This window comes from Pseudomonas fuscovaginae SE-1 (genome assembly GCF_000364705.1).
Classification (GTDB): Bacteria; Pseudomonadota; Gammaproteobacteria; order Pseudomonadales; family Pseudomonadaceae; genus Aquipseudomonas; species Aquipseudomonas fuscovaginae_A.
In genome coordinates this window covers 1-26,335 of the sequence record NZ_AQOH01000258.1, presented here as the reverse complement: position 1 = coordinate 26,335, position 26,335 = coordinate 1, and the positions used below count along the sequence as shown (strand labels likewise).

The following is a 26,335-nucleotide window of genomic DNA, read 5'->3' as shown; positions in this document are numbered from 1 at the left end:
TCAGGCCTCCGCCATTTCGTTCATCATGCGTTCGATGTCGGACAGCCCGTCATCGGTCAGGGCCAGGCCTGCGTCTTCAAATGCTTGGGAAAATTCGTTCAATTGCGGTTTCTCGAAAATAAGTCGCAGAGGAATGTCGACGCCAAGACTCGAATGAATCCTGGAGATCACCTGGGCCGCCAACAGTGAATGGCCACCCAGCTCGAAGAAGTTGTCGTGCAGTCCCACCCGCTCGACCTGCAGTACCTCGGCCCAGATCGCGGCCAGTTGCTGCTCCCGCTCGTTGCGCGGTGCCACGTAGTCCTGCTGCCAGAGACTCGGGTCCGGCTTGGGCAGTGCCTTGCGGTCCAGCTTGCCGTTGGGGGTCATGGGCATCTGCGCCAGGACCAGCAGGTGAGCCGGGACCATGTAGTCCGGCAGGCCCGCCTTGAGGTAGTCACGCAGTTGTCCACGCAGGGCCTGCCGGGTAGCGGCATCCGCCGTGGCCAGCGCCGGATCGTGCGGTACCAGGTAGGCCGCCAGCTGCTTGCCGGACGGTCCATCGATATCGATCACCAGGGCCTCGCGAACCTGTGCATGTTCCCGCAGGCGCGCCTCGATCTCGCCCAGCTCGATACGGAAGCCACGGATCTTCAGCTGGTGGTCGATGCGCCCCACGTACTCGATCAGGCCCTCGTCGCGATAGCGGGTGACGTCACCGGTGCGGTACAGCCGGCCACCACCCTGCTCGTCGAACGGGTCCGGGATGAAACGCTCGGCGGTCAGCGCCGGCCGCTGGTGGTAACCACGAGCCAGCAACGCGCCGCCGATCAGCAGCTCCCCACTGCCACCCTGCACCGCGGGGTTGAACGCCGCGTCGAGGATGTACATGCGCCGCGCGCCCAGCGGCCGGCCGATCGGCATCAGCACCGGCCGGGGCCGCTCGCCACGCACGTAGGGCGCGCATTCCAGGTAGCTGGCGGTGATGGTGGTTTCGGTCGGGCCATAGGTGTTGAGCAGGCGGATGTGTTCGAGACCCGCCTGCTTCCACAGGTTGATGCCCTCGGCCGGCATTGCCTCGCCGGTGGCGCTGACCTGGCGCAGCGCACCGAAGTCGCGTAGCCCCAGGCGACAGAAGTCCTGGGCCAGCAGGTACCAGTAGGCCGTGCTCAGGTCCGCCACGGTGATACCCGAACGCAGTACCTCGCGCTGGAAGGTGGTGCTGTCCCAGACCTCGTTGCCCCGCACCACCACGCCCGCCCCACGGCACAGTGCCGGGAACAGCTGCTCGACGAAGCCATCGAAGTTGAGGGTGGAGAACAGCAGCACGCGGTCTTGCGGCACCAGGCGGAAATACTCGATCGCCACCGGGCAGTGGGCACTCAGGGCGTGGTGTTCGATAGCCACGCCCTTGGGCTTGCCGGTGGAGCCGGAGGTGTAGATCACATAGGCCAGGTTGTGCAACCGGGCCAGGCCTGGCAGTGGTTGCTCGTCGTAACCCCGCAGCCAGTCCGCGGCCCGGTCCAGGCACAACACCGGCAATCCCGCCGGCACCGGCAGTTGCGCCAGCAACGGGCTGTGGCTGAGCAACAGGCGAATGTCGCTGTCCTGCATCATGTAGGCCAGGCGGTCCTCGGGGAACTCCGGGTCCAGCGGTACATAGGCACCCCCGGCCTTGAGGATCGCCAGGAGCCCGACCACCATGTCCAGCCCGCGATCGACCGCGATCCCCACCGCCACTTCCGGACCGACGCCCATGTCCCGCAGCTTGTGGGCCAGACGGTTGGCCTGGCCGTCCAGCTCGCGGTAGCTCATCTGCAGCTCGCCAAAGACCAGCGCCACCGCATCGGGAGTGCGCCGCGCCTGGGCCTCGATCAGTTCATGCACGCACTGCTCGGCCGGGTAGTGACCCTCGATCCGGCTCCAGTCCTGCAGCACACGCTGTGTTTCCCGGGCATCGAGCAATGGCAGCTCGGCGACCGCCTGCGCCACGCCGCCGCTGACGAGGGCCCGCAGCAGGTTGCGCCAATGCCCGGCCAGGCGCTCGATGGTGTCCGCGTCGAACAGCGCGGTGGCATAGGTCAGCGCCGCGCGCAGGCCATCCTCGCTTTCGAAGGTGTCCAGGGTCAGGTCGAACTGGGCGGTATGGCTGCCGCTGTCCAGCGCCTCGATCTCGAGACCCGGCAGCGGTCGCACGGCCCCCTTGAGTTCGGTCTGGTGGTTGTACATCACCTGGAACAGCGGGCTGTGGCTCAGGCTGCGTTCCGGTTGCAGGGCCTGCACCAGGTGCTCGAAGGGCAGGTCCTGGTGAGCCTGGGCCCCCAGGACCGCCTGCTTGACCTGCTGCAGCAGTTGGTCGAAACGGGTGTGCAGGTCGAACTCGGCACGCAGCACCTGGGTATTGACGAAAAAGCCGATCAGACCTTCGGTTTCCACCCGGCTGCGGTTGGCCACCGGCACGCCAACGCGGATGTCGTTCTGTCCCGAATGCCGATGCAGCAGCGCCTGGAACGAGGCCAGCAGCAGCATGAACAGGGTCACACCCTGCCGCCGGGCCATACCCTTGAGTCCCTCTACCAGGACACGATCCAGCTCGACCTGGGTACGGGCACCGGCATGGCTTTGCAACGAAGGTCGAGGCCGGTCGGTCGGCAGTTCCAGCACCGGCTGGTCGCTGCCCAACTGGTCACGCCAGTAGGCCAGTTGTCGCGCCTGCTCGCCGGCCTCCATCCAGTCGCGCTGCCATTGGGCATAGTCGGCGTACTGGAACGGCAACGGCTTGGGCCGTGGCGACTGGCCCTGGCTGAAGGCCACATAGGCCTCGATCAGCTCATCGACCATGATGGGCATCGACCAACCGTCAGACACGATGTGGTGCAGCGTCACCACCAGTACATGGCGTTCCTCGCCAAGGCGGAACAGGCGGGCACGCAGCAACGGCCCCTGCCGCAGGTCGAAGGGGGCCAGCACTTCATGGTCGATACGGGCCGCCAGGGATGCGCTGTCGGCGCCCTCCAGCAGCTCGATCGGCAGCTCGAAGCTCGCCACCGGATGCACCACCTGCACCGCCTCGCCATCCTGCTGGGCGAAGGTGGTGCGCAGGCTTTCGTGACGCGCGACCAGGGCCTCGAAGCCGCGGCGCAGTGCCGGCACATCGAGTCGACCGTTGAGAGCCAGGGCGGCAGGAATGTGATAGGCGCTGTTGTCCGGTTCCAGTTGCCAGAGGAACCACTGGCGTTGCTGGGCATAGGACAGGCGCAGGGGTGCCTGGCGATCGGCGGCGACGAACGCCGGCGCGAACGTGCCGTCCCCCTGCCCGGCACTGGCGGCAAAGGCGGCCAGGTCGCGGGTTTCGAACAGGCTGCGCAGCTCCACGTCGATACCCAGGGCCTGACGCGCGCGGGCGATCACCTGGGTTGCCAGCAGCGAATGCCCACCCAGCTCGAAGAAATTGTCGCCCAGGCCGACCCGCTCGACCTTGAGCACCTCGCTCCAGATCGCCGCCAGTTGCTGCTCCAGCGCGCTGCGCGGCGCGACATAGGCCTGCTGCAACAGCGCGGTGTCGGGGGCCGGCAGGGCCTTGCGGTCGAGCTTGCCGTTGGCGGTCAGCGGCAGTGCCGGCAAGAGCATCAGGTGGGCCGGAACCATGTAGTCGGCCAGGTGCAGCTTCAGATCGTCGCGCAACGCCACGCGTAGCGCGGCCTGACGCTCGGCATCGGCCAGCAGGGTCGCGTCGCTCGCCACCAGGTAGGCCACCAGTTGCCCGTCCAGGGCCAGTACCGCCGCCTCGCGAACCTGGTCATGCGCCTGCAGCCGCGATTCGATTTCACCCAGTTCGATCCGGAAACCACGGATCTTGACCTGCTGGTCGCGCCGGCCGATGTAATCGATCACCCCGTCGCTGCGCATGCGCGCCAGGTCGCCGGTGCGATAGAGCCGCCCACCCCGCGGGTCGAAGGGGTTGGCGACGAAGCGCGTGGCCGTCAGCCCCGCCTGGTTCAGGTAACCGCGCGCCAGGCCCGCACCGGCAACATACAACTCGCCGATGCAGCCCGTTGGCGTGAGGTTCAGTGCATCATCCAGCAGATACCAGGACAGGTCGACGATCGGCTCGCCGATCGGGCTGCCCGCCGCCTGGTCGAGGTCGGCCAGCGACAATGGCCGATAGGTCACGTGCACGGTGGTCTCGGTGATGCCGTACATGTTGACCAGGGTCGGCGAGTGCTCGCCGAAGCGCTCGAACCAGGGGCGCAGGCTCTGCACCTCCAGGGCCTCGCCACCGAAGATCACCTGGCGCAGCGCCAGTTCACGCGGTGATCCCAACGCTACCGCCATCAGCGACTTGAAGGCCGAGGGCGTCTGGTTGAGCACCGTCACGCGTTCCTCGCACAGCAACGCGTGGAAGGCCTCGGGCGAACGGCTGACCTCGTGCGGCACCACGACCAGCCGGCCGCCATGGAGCAAGGCACCGAAGATTTCCCAGACCGAGAAATCGAAGGCGTAGGAATGGAACAGCGTCCAGCTGTCCTGGCTGTCGAAGCCGAACCAGTGCTGGGTGGCGTCGAACAGGCGCAGCACGTTGCGGTGGGGCAGCAGCGCGCCCTTCGGCTTGCCGGTGGAACCGGAGGTGTAGATCACATAGGCCAGGTTATCGACGTCGACCCGCGCCAGCGGGTTGTCCTGCCGGCCCTCCACGTCGGTGCCCCCCAGGTCCAGGCACTCGACATCCACCGGCACCGGCAGGCGCTCCAGCAGATGCCCCTGGGCCAGCAGCAGCTTCAGGCCACTGTCCGTGATCATGTAGCGCAGGCGTTCCTCGGGGTAGGCCGGGTCCAGCGGCACGTAGGCACCCCCGGCCTTGAGCACCGCGAGCAAGGCCACGATCATCTCCAGCGAACGCTCGGCCGCAACCCCCACCAGCACATCGGCGCCCACCCCACGGGCGATCAGCCGATGGGCCCAGCGGTTGGCCCGGGTATTGAGCTCGGCATAGGTCAGTCGCTCACCGGCGCAGACCACGGCGACGGCGTCCGGACGCCGTTCGGCCTGCTCCTCGATCAGCTGATGCAGGCAACGCCCGACCGGATGCACCCGCGGAGCCGGGTTCCAGCGCGCCAGCACCTGTTGCTGTTGCGTGGCGTCCAGCAACGGCAATTCGGCGATACGCTGGCGCGGATCGCTGACGATCGCCCGCAGCAGGCTCGCCCAGTGCTGCAGCAAGGCTTCTACGGTCGCCGGCTCGAACAGGTCGGTGGCGTACTTGAATACCGCCTCGATGCCATGGGGCTGCTCGTGGGTGTCGAGCACCAGGTCGAACTGGGCGGTCTGGCTTTGCCACTGCAGCGGCTCGATGCGCAGGCCGTCCAGCTCGGTACCGGACTTGAGCCGGCTCTGCGCCTGGTGATTGAACATCACCTGGAACAGCGGGCTGTGGCTCAGGTTGCGACCCGGCTCCAGGGCCTCGACCAGTTGCTCGAAGGGCAGGTCCTGGTGGGCCTGGGCCTCCTGCACCGTCAGCCAGACCTGGTGCAGCAGTTGCTCGAAGGACTGTTGCCCGTCGACCTCGGCCTTGAGCACCTGGGTATTGACGAAAAAGCCGATCAGGCGCTCGACCTCAGGTCGTTCGCGATTGGCCACGGGCACGCCGACACGGATATCGGCCTGGCCACTGTAGCGATGCAACAGGGCCTGGAATGACGCGAGCAACACACTGAACAGGCTGACACTCTCGCGCCGGGCCAGGGCCTTGAGCCCGTCGCCGAGCGCCAGGTCCAGGGTCAGGTTGCAGCTCGCCCCGGCAAAACTGCGGGACACGGGACGAGGATGGTCGGTCGGCAGCTCCAGCACCGGCTGCTCACCACCGAGTGCCTGCCGCCAGTAGGCCAGTTGGCGCTCCTGCTCGCCCGCCTCCATCCAGTGACGCTGCCACAGCGCATAGTCGGCATACTGGATCGGCAGGGCCGGCCATTCCAGAGGCAGGCCCTGGCTGAGGCTCTGGTAGCACTGCACCAGCTCCTCGATCATCACCTGCAGCGACCAGCCATCGGCGACGATGTGGTGCAGTGTCAGCACCAGCACGTGCTCGTCGTCCGCCACCCGCAACAGCGCGGCCCGCATCAACGGACCCTTGCGCAGATCGAAAGGTGCCTGGCTGTGTTCGAGCACGAACGCCTGGACCCGCGCGTCACCCTCGCCCGCGGCCAGGCGCTCGACCGGCAGCTCGAACGCCCCGCTCGGCAGCACCACCTGCAGCGGCTGGCCGTCGGTCTCGGTGAACACCGTGCGCAGGGGCTCGTGACGCGCTACCAGAGCCTGCAGGCTGCCCTGCAACGCGGTCACATCGAGCCGCCCCTGCAGGCGCAGGGCCATGGCAATGTTGTACGCCGCACTGTGCGGCGCCCATTGCCAGAGGAACCACTGGCGCTGCTGAGCGTAGGACAGGCGCAGCGGCTCATCAGCCGCACGCTTGAACACCGGCGCGATCTCGAACAGGTTGATGCCCTTCTGCTTGAGCAGAGTGGCCAACCCCTTTCGCTGCATCGCCGAAAGTTGCCCTACCGACTCGATTAACTCCCGCACGCCTTGTTCCCTCTCAAAAAATCAGTCAAGAAACCGGTCAGGAAACCAGTTTTTCCAGATCGTCGAGGGATAGACGTTTGAGGGCCTCCAGCGATTTAGCCAATTCATCCTGAGCGGGTGACAAACCACCGCGCAGGGCCTCGATGCGCTCGCAGAAAGCCTGCAGCGTCTGCGCGGCGAACAACTCCTTGAGCGCGATCTTGTCGCCCAGGCGCTCGGTAATCCGCGTCACCACCAGGGTCGCCAGCAACGAATGACCGCCCAGCTGGAAGAAGTTGTCGCCCAGGCCCACCCGCTCGACCTCCAGCACTTCCTGCCAGAGGCTGGCGACCTCGCGCTGCAACTCTGTCTGCGGCGCCTGGTAGTGGCTCTGCAACGGATTGCCGCCCAGGGCGATCAGCGCCTTGCGATCGAGCTTGCCGTTGGGGGTCAGCGGCAGGGCATCGATCAGGTGCAGGTGGCTCGGCACCATATGCGCGGGCAATTGCCCGGCCAGCGCCGTACGCAAGCCGTCGGTAAAGGCTCGCGCATCATCGTTGGCCTGCGTCGCCACGACATAGCCGTGCAGATGCTTGCCCGCCGCCCCGTCCTGGGCCAGCACCACGGCCTCGCGCACCGACGGCAGTTGCAGCAGGCGCGCCTCGACTTCGCTCAGTTCGATCCGGAAACCACGAATCTTCACCTGGTGGTCGGCCCGCCCGATGTATTCGATCTGCTCCCGCTCGCCCTGGCGTACCAGGTCGCCGGTACGGTACAGGCGTTCGCCAGCAACCCCGAACGGGTTCGGCACATAACGCTCGGCGGTCAGTCCCGGCCGCATGAGGTAGCCACGGGACACCCCGGCACCGGCCAGGTACAACTCCCCCGCCACCCCTTCCGGCACCGGCAGCAACTGGGTGTCGAGCAGGTAGGCGTCGGTGTTGTCCAGCGGCCGGCCGATATTCGCCGAGCCCTGGGCGGTGCGCAGGGTGAAGGTCGAGTAGGTGGTGTCCTCCGACGGACCATAAAGGTCGTAGACCTGTTTGACCGGCGTGCTGGCATAGAGGGTGTCCACCAGCGTCTGCTTCAGGGGTTCGCCGGCCAGGTTGATGGTGCTCACCGACGCCGGGATCTGTCCGGCGCGCTGCAGGGCGGCAATCGCCGACGGTACGGTGTTGATCAACCTGACCCGCTCGCGCTGCGGCAGCTCGGCCAGGGCCAGGGCGTTGTCCGCCAGCACCAGGTAGCCGCCAGCCGCGAGGGTGACGAAGATCTCCCAGACCGACAGATCGAAGCAGATCGAGGTCGAGGCCAGTACCCCGCGCAACTGCTCGATACCATAGACGCCCAGGGACCACTGGATCAGCGCCGCCAGGTTGCCGTGACTGATCGCCACCCCCTTGGGCTTGCCAGTGGAACCGGAGGTGTAGATGACGTAGGCCAGGTTCTGCGGCAGGATCGAAACCGCTGGGGCCTGGGCCGGATAGGCCTGCAGCCAGTCCTCACCCTCCTCCACCAGCAACACTCGGGACGACAGGTCCCGTGGCAGGTACCGCGGCAGGCGCGACTCGCTCAACAGTACCGTCGCACGGCTGTCCTCCAGCATATGCAGCAAGCGCTCCTGCGGATACTCGGGGTCCAGCGGCACGTAGGCGCCGCCGGCCTTGAGAATCGCCAGCAGGCTGACGATCATCCGCGGGGTGCGGCTCAGGCAGACACCGACCCGCACTTCCGGCCCCACACCGAGCTCGCGCAGCTTGTGGGCCAGGCGATTGGCACGGCGGTCGAGGCTCGCATAGTCCACTTCGTGTTCGGCGAACAGGATCGCCGGGGCCTGCGGCTGGGCCAGTACCTGGGCATCGAGGCGGGTGAGCACGTCACGCGGGTCAGTCGCCGTGGCTGTGCCCCTGCCCCAGTCCAGCGCCGCCTGGCGCGACGCGCCAACCCGCAGTTCCAGGTTGCCCAGCGCCTGTTGCGGCTCGGCCATGAAGGCCCGCAACAGGTGCTCGAGCTCATGCCCCAGGCGCGCCACGGTCGGGGCATCGAAGCAGGCCCGGTCATAGCTCAGCCCCAGGCTCAGTTCGGCGCCCGTGACCGCCACCAGCGTCAGCGGGTAGTTGGTCTGTTCCTGGCGACGGATAGCGGTGAATTCGAGGCCCGTTTCCGAAGCCTGGCCAAGAGCTTCGGCCATCGGGTAGTTCTCGAACACCAGCAGGCTGTCGAACAGCCCGCCCGCACCAAGCCCGGCCCAGCGCTGGATATCGTAAAGCGGGGTATGCTCGTGCTCGCGCAGCGCCAGGTTAAGGTCCTGCACCTGCCGCAACCAGGTCGCCACCGGCAACTGGGCAGAGGGTGCAGCGACCACCGGCAGGGTATTGATGAACAGGCCGATCTGCTGCTCCACCCCGGCCAGGTCGGTCGGTCGACCCGCCACGGTGGCGCCAAAGGCCACGCAGTCCTGCCCGGTGTAGCGCTGCAGCATGACCAGCCAGGCTGCTTGCACCAGGGTGTTGAGGGTGACCTTGTATTCGCGGGCGAAGCGGTTCAGGTCGGCGGTCAGGGCCGCGCCAAACCGGTGTTCGTGCTCGCCATGTCCGGCCGTCAGCCCCTGCCGGCAACCCACGGCATTCGCCAGGCGGGTCGGTTCCTGCAGCTCGGCCAGGGCGTTGGCCCAGAAAGCCTGGCTGGCCTGGGCGTCACGCTGGCCGAGCCATTCGATGTAGTCGCGATAGCGGCCAGCCCCCTGGGGGACGGCGGCACCGGCATAGCGCTGGAGCACTTCGCCGAACAGTTGCGACGTGCTCCAACCGTCCATCAGGATATGGTGGCTGGTGTGGATCAGGTGGTAATCGCTGGCCGTGGTGCGTACCAGGATCAAGCGCAACAGCGGGGCCTGGCCCAACTCGAAACCTGCCGCCAGGTCGTCTCGTGCCAGTTGCTCGAGGGCTGCCGGCAGGTCGCTGCGTCCGCGCCAGTCATGCACCACCAGCGGGATCCGCGCCTGGCGCCGAACGACCTGCAACGGTGCCGCCAGGTCCTGCGGCCAGACGAATACCGAGCGCAGGACCTCATGGCGGTCCAGGCCCTGCTGCCAGGCCGCGCGGAACCGCTCGACGTCCAGGTGCCGCACATCGACCCGTAGCTGGTTGGTGTAGGCCGCGCCATCCGGCTCGTCGACCGCATGGAACAGGATGCCCTGCTGCATCGGCGACAGCGGATAGATGTCCTCGATATCCGCCATGGCCACCGGCAGGCGCGCCAACTGAGCCGAGGTCAGTGTCACCAGCGGGAAATCGGACGGCGTCACGCCCAATTGGCCGCCCTGGCTGCAGTGTTCGACCAGGCGGCCCAGTTCCTGCTCATAGGCGCGGGCCAGGGCCTCGATGGTCGCGGGCTGGTAGAGCGCGCGACTGAACCCCCAGTCCAGCTCCAGTTCGCCGTCGAATACCTGACCATTGAGGCTCAGCCAGTTGGCCGGGCGCTCTTCGGCCTGGTTGGCACCGCTGCTCTCGCCACTGGGCACGAACAGTGCGCCCTCGGCCTGATCGAAGCTACCGTCGAACTGCCCGAGGTAGTTGAAGGTCACCCGTGCTTCAGGCAAGGCCTGCAACTGACGGGAGAAATCCGCATCCGCCAGGTAACGCAGGAGGCCATAGCCGATCCCCTTGTTCGGTACCGCCCGCAGTTGTTCCTTGACCGTACGGATCGAGGCGCCCAGGTCCGCCTGTGGGGTCAGGCGCACCGGGAACAGGCTGCTGAACCAGCCGACCGTACGGCTCAGGTCGAGGTCATCGAACAGATCCTCGCGACCGTGGCCTTCGAGCTGGATCAGCACCGACGGCTGCTCGCTCCACTGGCACAGCACCCGCGCCAGCGCGGTCAGCAGCAGGTCGTTGACCTGGGTGCGATAGGCCGCCGGGGCGACGCTGAGCAGTTGCCGGGTCAGTGCCTTGTCGAGCCGCGAGGTGGCATGGCCGACACCAGGGAGCGGATGCTCCAGGCGATCATCGGGCAGTGGAGCAATGACGCCCCCCAGGTTGTCCAACCAGTAGTCACGCTCGGCCGCCAGCGCCTCGCTACGCGCATGGGCCTGCAGGCGCTCGCCCCAAAGCTGGAACGCACTGCTCCTGGCCGGCAGTTGCACGGCACGACCGGCCGCAGCGGCGACATAGGCGCTCTGCAGATCCTCGAGCAGTACCCGCCAGGACACCCCGTCGACCACCAGGTGATGGATCACCAGCAGCAGGCGTTGTTCGCCCTCGGGCAGGTGAACCAGCAGCGCACGCAGCAGCGGGCCGTCCTTGAGGTCGAGGCTGCGCTGGGCCTCGTCGGCCAGGGCGCTGAGCCCGGCGACGTCCTCCAGCGCCCGCGACCACAGGACGCCGGCGCGGGCAGGCTGATAACGCGCCTGCCATTGTCCCTGTTGTTCGACGAAGCTCAGGCGCAAGGCATCGTGCTGCTCCAGCAGAGCGGCCAGCGCCGTCTCCAGGTGGGCGGCCTGCAGCACCTGGAGCGGCTTGAGCATCACCGACTGGTTCCAGTGCTGGCGCTGGGCAATGTCCATTTCGAAGAAACGCGCCTGGATCGGCAGCAACGGCTGCTCGCCGCTGACCTGCCGCGGCGCCTCGACGGCCGCCTTCTTCTCGATCAGCCTGGCCACCGTCGCCAGTTGCGCGATGGTCTGTTTCTCGAACAACTGCTTGGGACTGAGCCTGATCCCCTGGCGCTTGGCCCGGGCGATGATCTGCAGGCTGAGGATCGAGTCGCCGCCCAGCTCGAAGAAGTTATCCGTGCTGCCGACCCGCTCCAGCTTGAGCACATCGGCCCAGATCGCCGCCAGCTTCTCCTCGATCTCGCCCACCGGCGCGGTGTATTGCTGCTTGACCAGCCCCGGTTTGGGCAGCGCCCGCTTGTCCAGCTTGCCGTTGGCGGTCAGCGGCAGTTGCTCCAGCAGCAGGATCTGCGCGGGAACCATGTAGTCGCTCAGAGAAGCCTGCAGGCGCTGGCGCAATTCCTCGACCTGCAGCACCTTGCCGGCCGCCGGTACGCAGTAGGCCACCAGTTGCAGGCGCGTGGCGTCGTCTTCCATCGGCAACGCCAGGACCGCAGCCTGGGCGACCGAGTCGAAGCCCTGCATCAGCCGGGCGACTTCCGCCGGTTCGACGCGGTAGCCGCGGATCTTCACCTGGTCGTCGTTGCGCCCCATGAACTCCAGCAGGCCCTGGCGGTTGCAGCGCACCCGGTCACCGCTGCGGTAGGCCCGGCTGCCCGGCTCGCCATAAGGGTCCGGCAGGAAGCGCTCGGCCGTCAGCCCCGGTTGCCCCAGGTAACCCAGGGCGACACTGGCACCACCGATGTACAACTCTCCCGGCACCTGCACGGCAGCGATGTTCAACACATCGTCCAGCACCAGGGTCCGGGCACCTGGCAGCGGCTGGCCGATGGCAATGCCACGGTCGATGGCTGCGGCGGCGGACACTTCGTGGGTCAACACGCCAACGGTGGTTTCACTGGGACCGTAGTGGTTGATGAAACGGCAGCCCGGCTTCAGCTCGCGAACCTGGCGCACCAGCGCTGGCGAGCAGGCTTCGCCACCGACGATCAGTGCGTGTTCCGGCAGGACATCGGCCGCACGGGTCGCCTGCAACAGGGCCGAGAGGTGCCCGGGAACGATTTTCAGGATGCCGACTCGGTGCTCGCTCATGTACTGGGCAAACCCATCCGGGTCGAACCCCAGCGCTTCCGGCAAGACATGCAGGGTGCGGCCGCCGCACAGGGCGCCGAACAGCGTGGTGTGCCCGAGGTCGGCGGCAATAGTCGAGACCAGAGCCATGCTGGCGCCTGGCGCCAGGTCCAGGCGCTGTGTCAGGCCCTGCACGTAACTGGCCAGGGCACCATGGCTGACCAGCACGCCCTTGGGTTGCCCGGTGGAACCGGAGGTATGAATCACATAGGCCGCAGACTGGGCCGACAGCTCCAGTCGTGGTGCAGTGGCCGGCTGCTCGCGCCAGTCGGTCGGGTTGAATGCCTGGGCGGCGCAGCCGGACGGCACCAGGCCATCCAGTCGTGTATCGTCCTCGCTGCCCAGCAACAGTCGCGCACCAGCCCGTTCGAGCATCTGCCGCAGGCGCTCATCCGGGGCCTTGGTATCCAGCGGCATGTACACCGCACCCGCCTTGAGAATCGCCAGCAGGCTGGTCAGCCAATCCAGTGAACGCTCCATCAGCACCGCGACCGGCTCACCGATGCCCACGCCCCGCCTGCGCAGGTGATGGGCCAGACGGTTGGCAGCCTGGTCCAGTTCGGCGAAGCTCAGGGTTTGCCCAAGGCAACGCGCGGCCAGCGCTTCGGGCTGGCGACGAACCTGGGCATCCCAGTGTTGCAACACCAGCGGCGCGCTCTCCAGGCTGGCTGCCGGCAGTGCTGGCAGCGCTCGGTTCAGGCTGAACAGCGGAGCCTGCGGGGCCTGCAGCAATGCATCGAACAGCTCGAGCAACGCCGGGACAAAGCCCTCGACCGTCGCGTGTTGGTAGAGGTCGCTGGCATAGGTCAGCTCGCCATGGATCAACGTGCCGTCGTCGGTGATGTCCAGGGCCAGGTCGAAGTGCGTACCGTCCTTGTGCAGCGGGTACTCGGCCACGCTCAGGCCCGGCAACTGCATCGAGCGCTGCTTCTGCATGCCGACGTTCTGGTTGAACTTGGCCTGGAACAGCGGGTTGTGGTCCAGGTTGCGCTCGGGCGCCAGGGCGTCCACCAGTTGTTCGAACGGCAATTCCTGGTGGGCCTGGGCGCCAAAACTGCTTTCGCGCAGATGGCCCAGCAGGTCGAGGAAACTCTGGCGCTCGTCGACTTCGCAACGCAGTACCTGGGTGTTGACGAAAAAGCCGATCAGGCCTTCGACTTCCGGGCGGCCGCGGTTGGCGTTCGGCACGCCGACCCGGATGTCACGCAGGCCGGACTGGCGCGAAAGAAACAGCGAGTAGCCGCCCAGCACGAGCATGAACAGGCTGATGCCCTGACCGCGGGCAAAGGCCGTCAATTGACGCGAGCGTTCGGCACCGAAGTCGAACTTCAGGGTCCGCCCTTCGAAACTCTGCACGGGCGGCCGCGGGAAATCGGCGGCGACGTCCAGCAACGGCTGCTCCTCGCCCAGTTGCCGGCGCCAGTAGTCCAGCTGCCGTTCCCCCTCGCCGGCCTCCAGCCAACTGCGTTGCCAGATCGCATAGTCGGCGTACTGCAGCGGCAGGTCGGCCAGGCCCGGTTCGCGCCCCTGGCTGAACGCCTGGTAGGCCTGGACGAACTCTCTGACCATCACATCCATCGACCAGCCGTCGGAAACGATATGGTGCATGCTCACCACCAACACCCATTCGTCCGCAGCCAGGTGGATCAGGCTGGCCCGCAGCAGCGGCCCGTTGAGCAGGTCGAAGGGTTGCGCGGTGATCGCCCCCACCCGCTCGGCCAGCTCGGTCTCACGCGTCTCGTTGGCGCAACCCGACAGATCCAGCCGGGTCAGCGGCACCGCCAGGTGCCCGAGGATCCGTTGGCAGGGTTGCTCGCCATCGATCAGGAACACCGTGCGCAGGACTTCATGGCGCTCGACGATATGCTCGAAGGCACGCTGCAACGCCGACTCGTCGAGCTGGCCGTGCAGGCGCAGGCCCGCCGCCATGTTGTAGGCGGCACTGGTGGGGTCGAGCTGCCAGAGGAACAGCAGGCGCTGCTGGGCATAGGACAGGGGAATCCGCGCCACATCATGGCGGCTGACCGGCATCGGCAACAGGCTGAAGTCCTTGCCCTCCTCGCTCAGCTTCGCCAGGAACCGCCGACGCTGCTCCAGCGGCAGGCCGATGAATCTTTTGGCGATACGTACCGCAGGGTTGCCACTCATGCTCCAAACTCCTCCAACGAACTCATGAACTGTTCCATGTCGGCCCAGTCGTTATCTGCAGCGCCCTGCCCCAGCGTCGCCAGCTCGGCGGCCAGTTCGCTCAGCAGCGGTTTCTCGAACAGGCTGCGCAGCGGCAGGCTGACCTCCAGGCGCGTCTTGACCCGGGCGATCACCTGGGCCGCGAGCAACGAATGCCCACCCAACTCGAAGAAGTGGTCGTCGAGCCCGACCCTCGGCACCTGCAGCACCTCTTCCCAGATCCCCGCCAGGCAGCGCTCGGTGTCGGTCTGGGGCTCGCGGTAGCTGGCCTGCAACTGGCTCGGATCGGGAACCGGCAGGGCCTTGCGGTCCAGCTTGCCGCTGGGGGTCAGCGGCAGGCGTGGCAATACCAGCAGGTGCGAGGGGATCATGTAGTCCGGCAGCCGGCCCTGCAGGGACGCCTTGACCTCAAGTCGCCAGACGCTCTGCTGCGCAGGCTCCAGGATCTGGTCGGCCACCAGGTAGCCGACCAGTTGCGTGCCACCGGCCAGGGGCAGCGCCAGGACCGCCGCCTCACGCACACCGGGACACTGCAGCAGGCGCGACTCGACCTCACCCAGTTCGATGCGAAAACCGCGGACCTTGACCTGATGGTCGACCCGGCCGATGTACTCCACCGCGCCATCCTCACGCAGGCGCGCATGGTCACCGGTGCGGTAGAGCCGCTCCCCCGGGGTGAAGGGATCGGCGATGAAGCGCTCGGCAGTGAGGGCCGACTGGCCCTGGTAACCACGGGCCAGGCCCGGGCCACCGATGTACAACTCGCCGATGGCGCCTTGAGGCAGTAGTTCAAGATCGCCATCGAGCACCAGCAGGCGCCGCCGAGCCAGGCCGAAACCGATAGGCACACCGCGCCAGGACACCGTTTCGGCCGACAGCCCGGTGCAGTCGTAGGTGCTGGAGACCACGGTCGCCTCGGTCGGGCCATAGGTATTGACCAGGCGCACGCCACCCAACCCGGCCTGCCGCCACAGGCGCAGACCGTCGACGGCCATGGCCTCGCCACCGATATGGATCTGGCGCAGGGCGCCATAGCCGACGGGTGGACGGGCCGCCCAGTCCTGTACCAGCAGGTGCCAATAGGCCGCCGGCAGGTCGGCCAGGGTGATGCCATGACGCAGGATCGCTTCGTGCAGCGTGGCGCTGTCCCACAGCCGCTCGTCACGCAGCACCACGCAGGCTCCCAGGCTCAGCGGCGGGAAGAACTGCTCGACAAAGCCGTCGAAGCTGCTGGTGGCGAACTGCAGAACCCGGTCGCTCGCCAGCAACCCACTGTACTCCGTGGCCCGGGCGACGAACTCCGTCAGCGCCTGGTGACTGATACCGACGCCCTTGGGCCGTCCAGTGGAGCCTGAGGTATAGATGACATAGGCCAGCGACTGCGGGGCCGGCGCCAGTTCCAGGTCGGCCTGGGCATAACCGCCGGCGTTGATACGGTCCAGGCACAAGGCCTCGACATCACCCAGCGGCGGCAGGCCGTCCAGCCACTGGCTGTGGGTCAGCAGCAGTTTCAGGCCACTGTCCTGCAGCACATGGGCCAGGCGCGCCGGCGGCATTTGCGGGTCCAGCGGCACATAGGCACCGCCCGCCTTGAGCACCGCCAGGATGGCCACGGCCAGATCCAGCGTGCGCCCGATCGCCAGCCCCACCAGCACCTCCGGACCCACCCCGTGCCCACGCAGCAGATGCGCCAGGCGATTGGCCCGGCGATTGAGTTCGGCATAGCTCAGGCTCGGCGCCTGGGCCGCATCGGCCAGGACCAGCGCGGTCGCCTCGGGACTGCGACGGGCCTGGGCCTCGAACAGTTGCACCATCGACAACGGACTGTCCGCAGGCGCCACGCTCTCGTCACCTGCGCCCAACAGGCCAGTGACTTCCGCTGCCGACAGCATCGGTAACTGGCCGATCGGTCGCTGCGGGTCCTGGCACACGGCAACCAGCAGGTTGCGCCAGTGCCCGGCCAGACGCTCGATGGTCGCCCCGTCGAAAATATCGGTGGCATAAGTGAAGGCCGCGAACAGCTGCTCGCCTTCCTCGCGGGTTTCCAGCATCAGGTCGCTGGCGGCCGCGTGCTGGCGGGCCTCTCCAATACCCTGCTCGTCGTCCAGGTGGGCGACCCGCAACCCGCTCGCCAATTGCCGGCCCTGTACGTCGGTAACCAGCGGCTGGTGATTGAACATCACCTGGAACAGCGGGTTGTGGCTCTGGCTGCGGGCCGGCTGCAGGGCTTCGATCAGGGCGTCGAACGGCAGTTCCTGATGCGCCTGCGCGCCCGAGGAGGCTTGGCGCAGGCTCTCCAGCAACTCGACGAACGGAGTCTGGCCGCGGACATCACTGCGCAGCACCTGGGTGTTGACGAAAAAGCCGATCAGCCCCTCGGTCTCGCTGCGGGTGCGGTTGGCGATCAGGCCGCCCACGCGGATATCGCTCTGGCCGCTGTAGCGATGCAGCAGGCTCTTGAACGAGGCCAGCAGCACCACGAACAGCGACACCCCCTGGCGCTGGGCCAGGGCCTTGAGTCGCTGGCGCAGCTCGCTGTCGACCCGTACTTCCAGGCGTGCGCCACGATGGCTGGCCTGGGCCGGATGCGGCCGGTCGGTGGGCAGTTCGAGAACCGGATGCTCTTCTCCCAGGTGCTCACGCCAGTAGGCCAGTTGCCGCGCCTGCTCGCCGGCTTCGAGCCAACTGCGCTGCCACAGCGCGTAGTCGCGATAATGCACGGCCAGTGCCGGCAGCTCGGCCGTGGTGCCGGCCACGCAAGCGTCGTAACAGCGACTGAACTCCTCGATCAGGATGTTCATCGACCAACCGTCGGCAATGATGTGGTGCAGCGTCAGCAGCAGCACGTGTTCCTGTTCGTCCAGGCGCAACAGGCGGATGCTCAGCAGCGGCCCCTGCTGCAGGTCGAACGCCTGCCCGGCTTCCTCGGCCATGATCTGCCGTGCGCGAGCCCGCCGCCGTGGTTCGTCCAGGGCCTGCAGGTCGTCTACCCGCACCGTGGCGGCTGTCGCCGGGGCGACGCGCTGGAACGCCCGCTCACCGTCCTGGCCAAAGGTCGTGCGCAGGCATTCATGCCGGGCCACCAGGGCACTGAAGGCCTGCTCGAGCGCCGCCAGGTCCAGCGGCCCATCCAGGCGCACCGCCATTGGCAGGTTGTAGGCCGCACTGTGGGGATCGAGCTGCCAGAGAAACCACATGCGCTGTTGTGCGTGGGACAGGCCGTCCCGCTCGGCGACGCCCTCGCAGGCGGCGATGGGCAGCAGCGAGAAATCGACGCCCTCCCGGTCCATGGCAGCCAGGAAGATACGGCGCTTGTCCTGGGGCAGCTCGATGAAACGGCGAGCGAGTTTCTGTGCGTCTTGGGGCTTCATGTGAGAGGGTCCTTGCTGATCGGCGGCACGGCCGGTGGGGCCTGGTCGTATCAACAAGGACGAACCGCCAACCCGAGGATTTAGCGTGCCGACAGGCGGTTTCTCGGGTATGGCGAAGCAGAGCGGTAAAAATCTGCGGATCGGCGTGGCAATGGCGACGAGTGAGGTCAGTCGGCGGGCGGCGAATAGCCCTCAGCCATCGCCACCACCACCTTGCGCTTGCCGGTAAACGGCGAGCGGGCGTGGGCGGCGAGCATGTTGTCGAGCATCAGCACATCGTTTTCCTGCCAGGGGAAACTGATGGTGCATTCGTCCAGCACGCCACGCACCTCGTCGAGCAGGTCGACCTCGATGGCCGAGCCGTCGCCGTAGTAGACGTTGCGCGGCAGGTCCTCCTCGTCCACCACCTCGAGCAGCGCTTCGCGCACCTCCGGCTGCAGGTTGGAAACGTGGAACAGGTGCGCCTGGTTGAACCAGACCATTTCCCGGGTCACCGGGTGATGCGCCACCACCTGGCAACGCTGGCGGGTACGCAACTCGCCATCATCCTTCCATTCGCACTCGATGGCATGGGCCCGGCAGTAGGCCTCGACCTGCGCTTCATCCTCGGTATTGAAAACCTGGCTCCAGTCCACATCCAGGCCGTTGCCGTAGTTGCGCACGTACATCAGGCCCTTGCTGACCAGCCGCTCGCGGATACGCGCCGGTATCCGGCGATAGACCTCGCGGCTGTCGCAGATCGGCGTCTCGCCACCGGTCTGGGCCGCGATCACGCTGTAGAACCAGATCTTCATCGGCCACTCGAGGGTATAGGCCTGCTCGTTGTGCAGCGGAATGCTCTGGTGCGCCGGGTATTCGGTGGAGGTGTAGACCCCCTTGGTCACGTTGCTGCGCGGAGTCGAACCGAACTCATAGTTGAGCAGCGGGTGACCGAAGGCCGCGGCGAATTCGCGAAATGCCTCGGCGCCACCGACCTCGAAGCCGCGCATCAGGACACCACCAGCCCGGTAGAGGTGCTGATCGATCAGGTCCTTGCACTCGGCAAACGCCTCGCGCAGGTCAAGCCCGGGCTCAGGCGCCTGGATCAGCATGGGCAAGGTGCCCGAACCGGTCAGCAGCGGCCGGATATCCAAACTCAACGCATTGTTCATGACGACTCTTCTCCCTTGATCCTCGGCCGCCGCCCCAACGCCCGTACGTGGGGCACAGCGGGTTTCACAGGAGGGAACGGATGGTCGAGGGGGAAAATTAGCCGGTGCCGGACACCGGCTGTCGGCCACTGAAACATTTACTTTCATATAGCCCTGCGTTTTTTGCCCGCTCATTCGTCTCATTTAGATGCAGCCGTTCGCGTAGGCAAAAGCCACGACCGGTTTTTTCGGGCGCGCGGTCCCTCTCAGGCCCCGCACCCTCCTCCGATGTCGAGAATCCGCTTTCCATGTCCAAGAAGTCCCGCTCGAAAATCTGGTTCCTGGTCCATAGCTGGCTGGCGCTACCCATCTGGTTCTTTGTCCTGATCGTCTGTGTCACCGGCACCCTGGCGGTGGTCAGCCAGGAGATCGTCTGGCTGGCCAACCCCGACATCCGCGCCAGCAAACCCTCCGATGACGCGCCCTTGCTCAGCTACGACCAGGTGCTGGCCGCCATCAGGAAGAATGAGCCCGAGCTGATCGTGCAGTCGATCCAGCGCCCGGACGAAAGCCACTTCGCCCTGCTGGCCGATATCGGCTATCCGGACGGACGCTCGGTGACGGTCTACGTCAATCCCTACACCGGGGTGATCCAGGGCATCAGTCCGCAGTTCAACTTCAAGAACTTCACCCGGGCCTTGCATGGCTGGTGGCTGGTACCGTTCACCAACGGCCACAGCTGGGGCTGGTACCTGGTATCGCTGCTGGGTATACCGATGCTGGCCTCGCTGATCACCGGCCTGGTGGTCTACAAACGCTTCTGGAAAGGCTTTCTCAAGCCAACCCTGCGCTTCAACCACGGGGCCCGGATCTTCTGGGGAGACTTCCATCGCCTGAGCGGGATCTGGTCGATCTGGTTCATCGCGGTGATCTCTATCACCGGCACCTGGTTCCTGATCCAGGCGATTCTCGCCGACAACCAGATCAGCATCGCCACCCGGCCCATCCCGGCCATCATCTCCCACGACAGCGCACCGTTGACGGCCGATGGTCGAGCGGCCCCGAGACTCGGTGCCGACGAAGCCCTGCGCATCGCCCAGCAACAGGTACCCGGGCTCGATGCCAGCTTCATCAGCCTGCCGGGCAACGCCTACAGTGCCATCGAGGTCGGCGGCCGCAGTTGGTACCCGCTGATGTACCAGACCCTGGAACTGAACCCCTACAACGGCAAGGTCGAACAGTCGCGCCTGCTGTCGGACCGCACGGGCCTGGAGTTCGTCACCGAGTCCATGCGACCGCTGCACACCGGTGACTTCGGTGGGCTGTGGGTCAAGCTGATCTGGTTCTTCTTCGGCCTGCTGCTGAGCATGATGGTGCTCAGCGGCCTGCTGATCTGGAGCAAGCGCACCGTGCTGGCCACGCTCAATGCCCTGAAACGCAGCCACAAGGCCGAGCGAGCCGAAAAGGCCAGGCCCCGTACCACCCTCGGCGCCGAAACCCCGGAGGTCAACCTGTGAGCAAGGCTGAAGCGGTACAACCGATCTCGCCCCTGAACCGCCTCTGGCACAAGTGGCGCTTTCATCTGAACATTCTGCTGGTGCTGATCCCGCTGGGCTTCATGCCGCGCTACTTCTCCGACGCGGCACTGTTTCGTGGCGACAGCGGATTGGGCCAGCACGTCCAGACGTTGCAGGCCGGCCCCTGGAGCCTGCAACTGGCCGAACTGTGGGACGAGGCACCGCGCCGCGATGGTCCCGCCGGCTACTTCAAGAGTTTCAATGCCACGCTCTGCGCCGCGTGCGGCGAACAGGTCAAGGCCACCTACCTGCGCGTCGGCAAGCCGCGCAGCCTGCGGGCCGCCGGGGTGATCTTCTTCGGCACGCCCTACCGCATGGGCGCCGTCGTGCCGATCCCGCAAAACACCGCCGACGACGCCGAGCTGTGGGTCACCCTCGAAGGCTGGGACGGCTCGGTCCACCAGGCCTCCGTCCCCCTGAGCAAGGCCTCGCCACTCACCATTGCCTGGCTGAAAAAACAAGGTGCCCGCCCATGAATCCATTGCCTCGTTTCCTCTCGTCGACAACCCCGCGACGGCTGCTGAGCCGTGCGCTGCTGCTGACAGCCAGTGGCCTCAGCCTGAATGCCTGGGCCCATAACCCGATGTGCGAGTGCAAGCAGATCGACACCGAGCAGATCCAGTGCAAGGGCGGTTTTTCCGATGGCAGCGGCGCCGCCGGCGTCACCCTGGACGTGATCGGCTATGACGAAACCGTGCTGCTGCCCGGCAAGCTGGGCGATGACTCGACGCTGACCTTCAAGAAACCCGATGGCGACTTCTACGTGCTGTTCGACGCCGGCCCCGGTCACGTCGTGGAAGTGGACAAGGCGGACATCGAAGCCCCATGAGTACCTCTACCAGCCAGGTTGTACGCCCCGCCGGTGCCGGCCACGAAACCCTCTACGTCCTGCTGTTTTGCCTGGTCGTGCTGCTGGTCGCCGGTTGCGTGGTGGCCCTGCACGGCGAGAAACAGGATGTCGCGCCGGTCGCGGCCCACCAACTGGATGCCCGCCGCGACCTCACGCCGGGCGAACAGGGCATCTACGCCGACCTGCGGGTCACCCTCGACGAGATCCACCTGCTGCAGCAGGACCAGCAGGCCCTGCCCTCCCCCGCGCAACTGGCCGAGGAAGGCTTCGCGCCCTTCGCCCAGGATGCCAGCTCGGTCAGCCGCGGCGGCCACCGCTGGCAGTTGCTGGAGTCGCCCGCGTACCTCGGTCTGAGCCAGGTCCCGACGACAGCCGGCTCGTTCCTGATGCGGATCGGCAGTGACGCGAATGCCGCGCCGGATATCTGGCTCACGCGCAACGCCAACCCGACAGTGCCCGGCGACCTTGCCGACAGCGCCCTGATTGCCGCTGGCTGGCAGCAGGTGGTCGCGCAATTCGACGCCGGCGTGACCCGCCAGCATCGCCACTGAGCCGCTCCAAACACCGTTCACCCGGAGAAGATCGCCCCCTCATGTCCATTTCAGCCCTGTTCAGCCGCCGTCGCCTGCTCCTGGCCCTGCTGCTCGCGCCGCTCCTGTCGACCTTCCAGGTCCATGCCGACACCGCCAAGCGCCTGCGCATCGGCATCACCCTGCACCCCTACTACAGCTACGTGGCCAATATCGTCGGCGACAAGGCCGAGGTGGTGCCGCTGATCCCGGCCGGCTTCAACCCCCATGCCTACGAGCCACGGGCCGAGGACATCAAGCGCATCGGCACGCTGGACGTGATCGTGCTCAACGGAGTCGGCCACGACGACTTCGCCGACCGCATGATCGCCGCCAGTGAGAAACCACAGATCCCGCTGATCGAGGCCAACGAGAACGTACCGCTGCTGGCTGCCACCGGTATCGCCGCACGTGGCGCCGGCAAGGTGGTCAACCCGCACACCTTCCTGTCCATCAGCGCGTCCATCGCCCAGGTCAACAACATCGCCCGCGAACTGGGCAAGCTCGACCCGGACAACGCCAGGTTCTACACCGCCAACGCCCGCGCCTACGGCAAGCGCCTGCGCCAGCTGCGCGCCGACGCCCTGGCGAAACTGACCCAGGCGCCCAACGCCGACCTGCGGGTAGCGACGGTGCATGCGGCCTATGACTACCTGCTGCGCGAGTTCGGCCTGGAAGTCACCGCCGTGGTCGAGCCGGCCCACGGGATCGAGCCGAGTCCGAGCCAATTGAAGAAAACCATCGACCAACTGCGCGAGCTGGATGTGAAGGTGATCTTCTCGGAGCTGGACTTCCCGTCCACCTACGTCGAGACCATCCAGCGCGAGTCCGGGGTGAAGCTCTACCCGCTGTCGCACATTTCCTACGGTGACTACACCGCCGACAAGTACGAGAAGGAAATGAGCAACAACCTCAACACCGTGGTCAAGGCGATCCAGGAGGCGGGCGCATGACCGCCGCCGAGAGCATCGAGCGCATCGCCAACGGGCCGACCCTGGACTTCGACGGGATCAACCTGACCCTGGGCCGCACCACCATTCTCGACAATGTCAGCTTCCAGGTCCGCCCCGGCCACGTGCATGCGCTGGTCGGTCCCAACGGCGGTGGCAAAAGTTCGCTGATCAAGACCCTGCTCGGGCAGATGCCGCACCAGGGCCACCTGAGCCTGCAATGGCAGGGTGCACCGGGCACCATCGGCTACGTCCCCCAGGCGCTGGAGTTCGACCGTGGCCTGCCGATGACCGTCGACGATTTCATGGCTGCCATGTGCCAGCGCCGCCCGGCCTTCCTCGGCCTGTCGCAGCACTTCGCCGGGGCGATCGGCGAAGCGCTGGAGCGGGTCGGCATGCGGGACAAGCGCAAGCGGCGCATGGGTGCCCTGTCCGGTGGCGAGCGCCAGCGGGTGCTGCTGGCCCAGGGCTTGATCCCTGCGCCACAACTGCTGGTGCTCGACGAACCGATGTCGGCCCTCGACGAAGCCGGCATCCAGGTGTTCGAGCGCCTGCTCGGTGACTGGCGCCGCGCCGGCATCACCGTGCTGTGGATCGAACACGACCTGGAGGCGGTCAAGCGCCTGGCCGATCGGGTCACCGGCCTCAACCGGCGAATCCTGTTCGACGCCTCCCCTGCCGAGGCACTGACCCCGGAGCGCCTGCTGACGCTGTTCTCCACCCATCCACGCAGCGAGGGTGCCCGACCATGAGCTATGAAGCCTTTCGCCTGATGATCCAGGGCTGGGCCACCGACGGCCTGCTGCCAGCCGCGCTGGCCTACGGTTTCGTGATCAACGCGCTGCTCGCCGGCCTGCTGATCGGCCCGGTGCTGGGCGGCCTCGGCACCCTGGTGGTGGTCAAGCGCTTCGCATTCTTCTCCGAGTCGGTGGGGCACGCGGCGCTGACCGGCGTGGCCATCGGTATCCTGCTCGGCGAACCCTACACCGGCCCCTATGGCAGCCTGTTCGGCTACTGCCTGCTGTTCGGTGTACTGCTCAACTACCTGCGCAACCGTACCGGCCTGGCCCCCGATACGCTGATCGGGGTGTTCCTCTCGGTATCCCTGGCCCTCGGCGCCAGCCTGCTGCTGGTGCTCGCTGGCAAGATCAACGTGCACATCCTGGAAAACGTGCTATTCGGTTCGGTGCTGACGGTCAACGGCAACGACCTGCTGGTACTGCTGGTGGTCGGCACGCTGGTGCTGGGCCTGAGCCTGCCGCTGTACAACCGCATCATGCTGGCCAGCTTCAACCCGCAACTGGCGGCGGTGCGCGGCGTCGCGGTGAAGGCCCTCGACTACCTGTTCGTGGTGCTGGTGACGCTGATCACCGTGGCTGCCGTGAAGGTCATCGGCGCGATCCTGGTCGGTGCCCTGCTGGTGATCCCGGCCGCCGCCGCGCGCCTGCTCAGCCAGTCGCTCAAGGGTTTCTTCTGGATCTCCGTGGCGATCGCCACCGTCAGTACCCTGAGCGGCATCCTGCTGCCGATCCTGTTCGACCTGCCCGTACCGTCCGGTGCGGCGATCATCCTGATGGCCGGTCTCGGCTTCGCCCTGGCGGCGATCGCCCGCGGTACCGTGCCCAGTCTCAAAGGGAATATCGGATAAATGCCAAATCTTCGCCCTCTCGCCCTTGCCCTGCTGCTGAGCGGCCTCTACAGCAGCGCATCGTTCTCCAGCCAGGCACCGATGCCAATCACCGCCAACCACGGCCTGGGCACTGCGGCCCTGCACGCCAGCGGCGAGAAACAGAGCGTGCGTATCCTCGCCAGCCTGCCCGTCACCTACGGCCTCGGTGAAATCCTGCTCAAGGACAGCGGCGTCGAACTGCAACGCGCCGCTGACGCCAACCTGCCCGGCAGCCGCCAGAGCGCCTACTTCAGCGGCCGTGGCGCTCCCGCCCTGCAGAAGCTGGCCAACCAGGCCGACGCAGTGATCGGCCTGCGCTCGCTGTGGCCGGATGATCCGCTGTACATCATGGCCCGGCGCAGCAACGTGCGCATCGTCGAGGTCGACGCCGCACGCCCGGTGGATGGCGCCTTGCCAGGCATCGCGGTGCAACCAGGCCAGGGCACCGATGGCCTGAACAGCCAGCCATGGCTGTCGAGCAACAACCTGGGGCGCATGGCCGACGTGACCGCCGCCGACCTGGTGCGCCTGGCGCCTGCGGCCAAGCCGAAGATCGAGAGCAACCTGGCGACGCTCAAGCAGCGCCTGCTCAAGCTCAGCGCCGACAGCGAAACGCGCCTGGCCAGGGCCGACAACCTCAGCGTGTTCAGCCTCTCCGAGCGCTTCGGCTACCTGGTCGGCGGGCTCAACCTGGAGCTGATCCAGGTCGATGCGCGCAGCGATGAGCAGTGGACACCCGAGGCCCTGGCAAAACTGAGCGAAACCCTCAAGGACGCCGATGTGAAACTGGTGCTGGATCACCGCCAGCCGCCGGAAGCGGTGAAGGCGGCGATTGCCAAGGCTGGCAGCACGCTGCTGGTACTCGAAACCGAGAACGTCGATCCGTTGACCGGGCTCGAAGGGTCGATCAGACAAGTGCTGGATGCCCTGGCTCCGATCTAGCCCGGAAAACGCCCAATAAAAAAGGCACCTTCGCAGGTGCCTTTTTGGGCGCGCGACAATCAGGCCACCTGGGCGTCCATCTTCTGGCGCAGGCTCAAGGGGCGCATGTCGGTCCAGACCTCCTCGATATAGGCCAGGCACTCCTTCTTGAAGCCGCTCTTGCCCACGGCTCGCCAGCCATTGGGGATTGCCTTGTAGTCCGGCCAGATCGAATACTGCTCCTCGTGATTGACCACCACCTGAAAGACGATGTCGTCGCGATCGAATACTGAAGTCATTGCGGTTCTCCATGAGAGTGGGTTGAGGCCACGCCGTTTGCGTGGCACTCGTGTAGTTGAAAACGTTCGGCCCCGGCAAAAAATTAGAGCTGGGGCAGCGCAGCCTCCAGGGCCTGACCGAAGATCCGGGCCACTTCGTCGACCTGCGCGGCGGTGATCACCAGCGGTGGCAGGAAACGCACCACGCCGCCATGACGTCCGCCCAGTTCGAGGATCAGGCCGCGCTTGAGGCACTCACGCTGAAGCAGCGGTGCCAGTCGTGGCAGTGCTGGCGGGTGGCCCTGAACATCCGGTGCGCCGTCCGGATCGACCAGCTCGACCCCCAGCATCAGCCCGCGTCCGCGAACATCACCCAACTGCGGGAAATCGCGCTGCAGCAGGCGCAGGTGTTCGCACAGGCGCTCCCCCATGGCGTGCGCATGGGCGGGCAGATCGTGCTCCTTGAGGTAGCGCATGACCGCGGAACCGGTCGCCATGGCCATCTGGTTGCCGCGGAAAGTGCCGGCATGTGCCCCCGGCGCCCAGGTGTCGA

General features: G+C 66.6%; 13 protein-coding genes and 1 pseudogene. 8 read left to right on the top strand and 6 right to left on the bottom strand.

Translation table 11 applies throughout. From position 1 onward, the window contains the following. From K675_RS0121165 to K675_RS0121150, 4 genes are all read right to left on the bottom strand, one after another. The gene (locus K675_RS0121165) at nucleotides 1-6,558 is read right to left on the bottom strand and encodes a non-ribosomal peptide synthetase (RefSeq protein WP_026145401.1); all 6,558 of its coding nucleotides are present in this window, start codon (nucleotides 6,556-6,558) and stop codon (nucleotides 1-3) included. 37 nt (nucleotides 6,559-6,595) lie between these two features. Continuing rightward, nucleotides 6,596-14,428, bottom strand: coding sequence for a non-ribosomal peptide synthetase (locus K675_RS0121160; RefSeq protein WP_017905469.1), 7,833 nt, complete (start codon nucleotides 14,426-14,428; stop codon nucleotides 6,596-6,598). Beyond that, nucleotides 14,425-17,838, bottom strand: a complete 3,414-nt coding sequence (locus K675_RS0121155) for a non-ribosomal peptide synthetase (protein WP_017905468.1) — start codon at nucleotides 17,836-17,838, stop codon at nucleotides 14,425-14,427. Before K675_RS0121155 ends, K675_RS0121160 begins: the two co-directional genes overlap by 4 nt. Nucleotides 17,839-18,005: 167 nt before the next feature. Then, a complete protein-coding gene (locus K675_RS0121150) occupies nucleotides 18,006-18,989 on the bottom strand; it encodes a TauD/TfdA family dioxygenase (protein WP_017905467.1) in 984 nt (327 codons plus the stop codon). Nucleotides 18,990-19,276: 287 nt separating this feature from the next. Here K675_RS0121150 and K675_RS0121145 point away from each other — a divergent pair, with 287 nt between their 5' ends. From K675_RS0121145 to K675_RS0121110, 8 genes and pseudogenes are all read left to right on the top strand, one after another. After that, nucleotides 19,277-20,485: a PepSY-associated TM helix domain-containing protein gene (locus K675_RS0121145; RefSeq protein ID WP_017905466.1), complete on the top strand. Its 1,209-nt coding sequence runs from the start codon at nucleotides 19,277-19,279 to the stop codon at nucleotides 20,483-20,485. Continuing rightward, nucleotides 20,482-21,021, top strand: coding sequence for a hypothetical protein (locus tag K675_RS0121140; protein WP_017905465.1), 540 nt, complete (start codon nucleotides 20,482-20,484; stop codon nucleotides 21,019-21,021). Before K675_RS0121145 ends, K675_RS0121140 begins: the two co-directional genes overlap by 4 nt. Continuing rightward, a complete protein-coding gene (locus tag K675_RS0121135) occupies nucleotides 21,018-21,374 on the top strand; it encodes a hypothetical protein (RefSeq protein ID WP_017905464.1) in 357 nt (118 codons plus the stop codon). Before K675_RS0121140 ends, K675_RS0121135 begins: the two co-directional genes overlap by 4 nt. Next, nucleotides 21,371-21,946, top strand: a complete 576-nt coding sequence (locus K675_RS0121130) for a DUF6162 family protein (protein ID WP_017905463.1) — start codon at nucleotides 21,371-21,373, stop codon at nucleotides 21,944-21,946. Before K675_RS0121135 ends, K675_RS0121130 begins: the two co-directional genes overlap by 4 nt. Continuing rightward, nucleotides 21,936-22,917: pseudogene (locus K675_RS0121125) on the top strand (metal ABC transporter substrate-binding protein). Before K675_RS0121130 ends, K675_RS0121125 begins: the two are co-directional and overlap by 11 nt. Further along, the gene (locus tag K675_RS0121120) at nucleotides 22,914-23,666 is read left to right on the top strand and encodes a metal ABC transporter ATP-binding protein (RefSeq protein WP_017905461.1); all 753 of its coding nucleotides are present in this window, start codon (nucleotides 22,914-22,916) and stop codon (nucleotides 23,664-23,666) included. Before K675_RS0121125 ends, K675_RS0121120 begins: the two are co-directional and overlap by 4 nt. Continuing rightward, the gene (locus tag K675_RS0121115) at nucleotides 23,663-24,562 is read left to right on the top strand and encodes a metal ABC transporter permease (protein ID WP_017905460.1); all 900 of its coding nucleotides are present in this window, start codon (nucleotides 23,663-23,665) and stop codon (nucleotides 24,560-24,562) included. Before K675_RS0121120 ends, K675_RS0121115 begins: the two co-directional genes overlap by 4 nt. Then, a complete protein-coding gene (locus tag K675_RS0121110) occupies nucleotides 24,563-25,525 on the top strand; it encodes a metal ABC transporter solute-binding protein, Zn/Mn family (protein WP_017905459.1) in 963 nt (320 codons plus the stop codon). Nucleotides 25,526-25,584: 59 nt separating this feature from the next. Here the strand turns inward: K675_RS0121110 and K675_RS0121105 are convergent, their stop codons facing one another. Both K675_RS0121105 and K675_RS31195 read right to left on the bottom strand, forming a co-directional pair. Continuing rightward, nucleotides 25,585-25,803 carry an MbtH family protein gene (locus K675_RS0121105; RefSeq protein WP_017905458.1) on the bottom strand — a complete coding sequence of 73 codons (219 nt, stop codon included), beginning with the start codon at nucleotides 25,801-25,803 and terminating at the stop codon, nucleotides 25,585-25,587. 83 nt (nucleotides 25,804-25,886) lie between these two features. Next, the coding region (locus K675_RS31195; protein ID WP_017905457.1) for an aminotransferase class III-fold pyridoxal phosphate-dependent enzyme at nucleotides 25,887-26,335 on the bottom strand (449 nt) is incomplete at its 5' end.

What these genes read in the sequence shown, in the direction of transcription:
- K675_RS0121160 (WP_017905469.1), bottom strand. Translation starts at nt 14,428, where the DNA reads ATGAGTGGCAACCCTGCGGTACGTATCGCCAAAAGATTCATCGGCCTG.
- K675_RS0121155 (WP_017905468.1), bottom strand. Translation starts at nt 17,838, where the DNA reads ATGAAGCCCCAAGACGCACAGAAACTCGCTCGCCGTTTCATCGAGCTG.
- K675_RS0121150 (WP_017905467.1), bottom strand. Translation starts at nt 18,989, where the DNA reads ATGAACAATGCGTTGAGTTTGGATATCCGGCCGCTGCTGACCGGTTCG.
- K675_RS0121145 (WP_017905466.1), top strand. Translation starts at nt 19,277, where the DNA reads ATGTCCAAGAAGTCCCGCTCGAAAATCTGGTTCCTGGTCCATAGCTGG.
- K675_RS0121135 (WP_017905464.1), top strand. Translation starts at nt 21,018, where the DNA reads ATGAATCCATTGCCTCGTTTCCTCTCGTCGACAACCCCGCGACGGCTG.
- K675_RS0121130 (WP_017905463.1), top strand. Translation starts at nt 21,371, where the DNA reads ATGAGTACCTCTACCAGCCAGGTTGTACGCCCCGCCGGTGCCGGCCAC.
- K675_RS0121120 (WP_017905461.1), top strand. Translation starts at nt 22,914, where the DNA reads ATGACCGCCGCCGAGAGCATCGAGCGCATCGCCAACGGGCCGACCCTG.
- K675_RS0121115 (WP_017905460.1), top strand. Translation starts at nt 23,663, where the DNA reads ATGAGCTATGAAGCCTTTCGCCTGATGATCCAGGGCTGGGCCACCGAC.
- K675_RS0121110 (WP_017905459.1), top strand. Translation starts at nt 24,563, where the DNA reads ATGCCAAATCTTCGCCCTCTCGCCCTTGCCCTGCTGCTGAGCGGCCTC.
- K675_RS0121105 (WP_017905458.1), bottom strand. Translation starts at nt 25,803, where the DNA reads ATGACTTCAGTATTCGATCGCGACGACATCGTCTTTCAGGTGGTGGTC.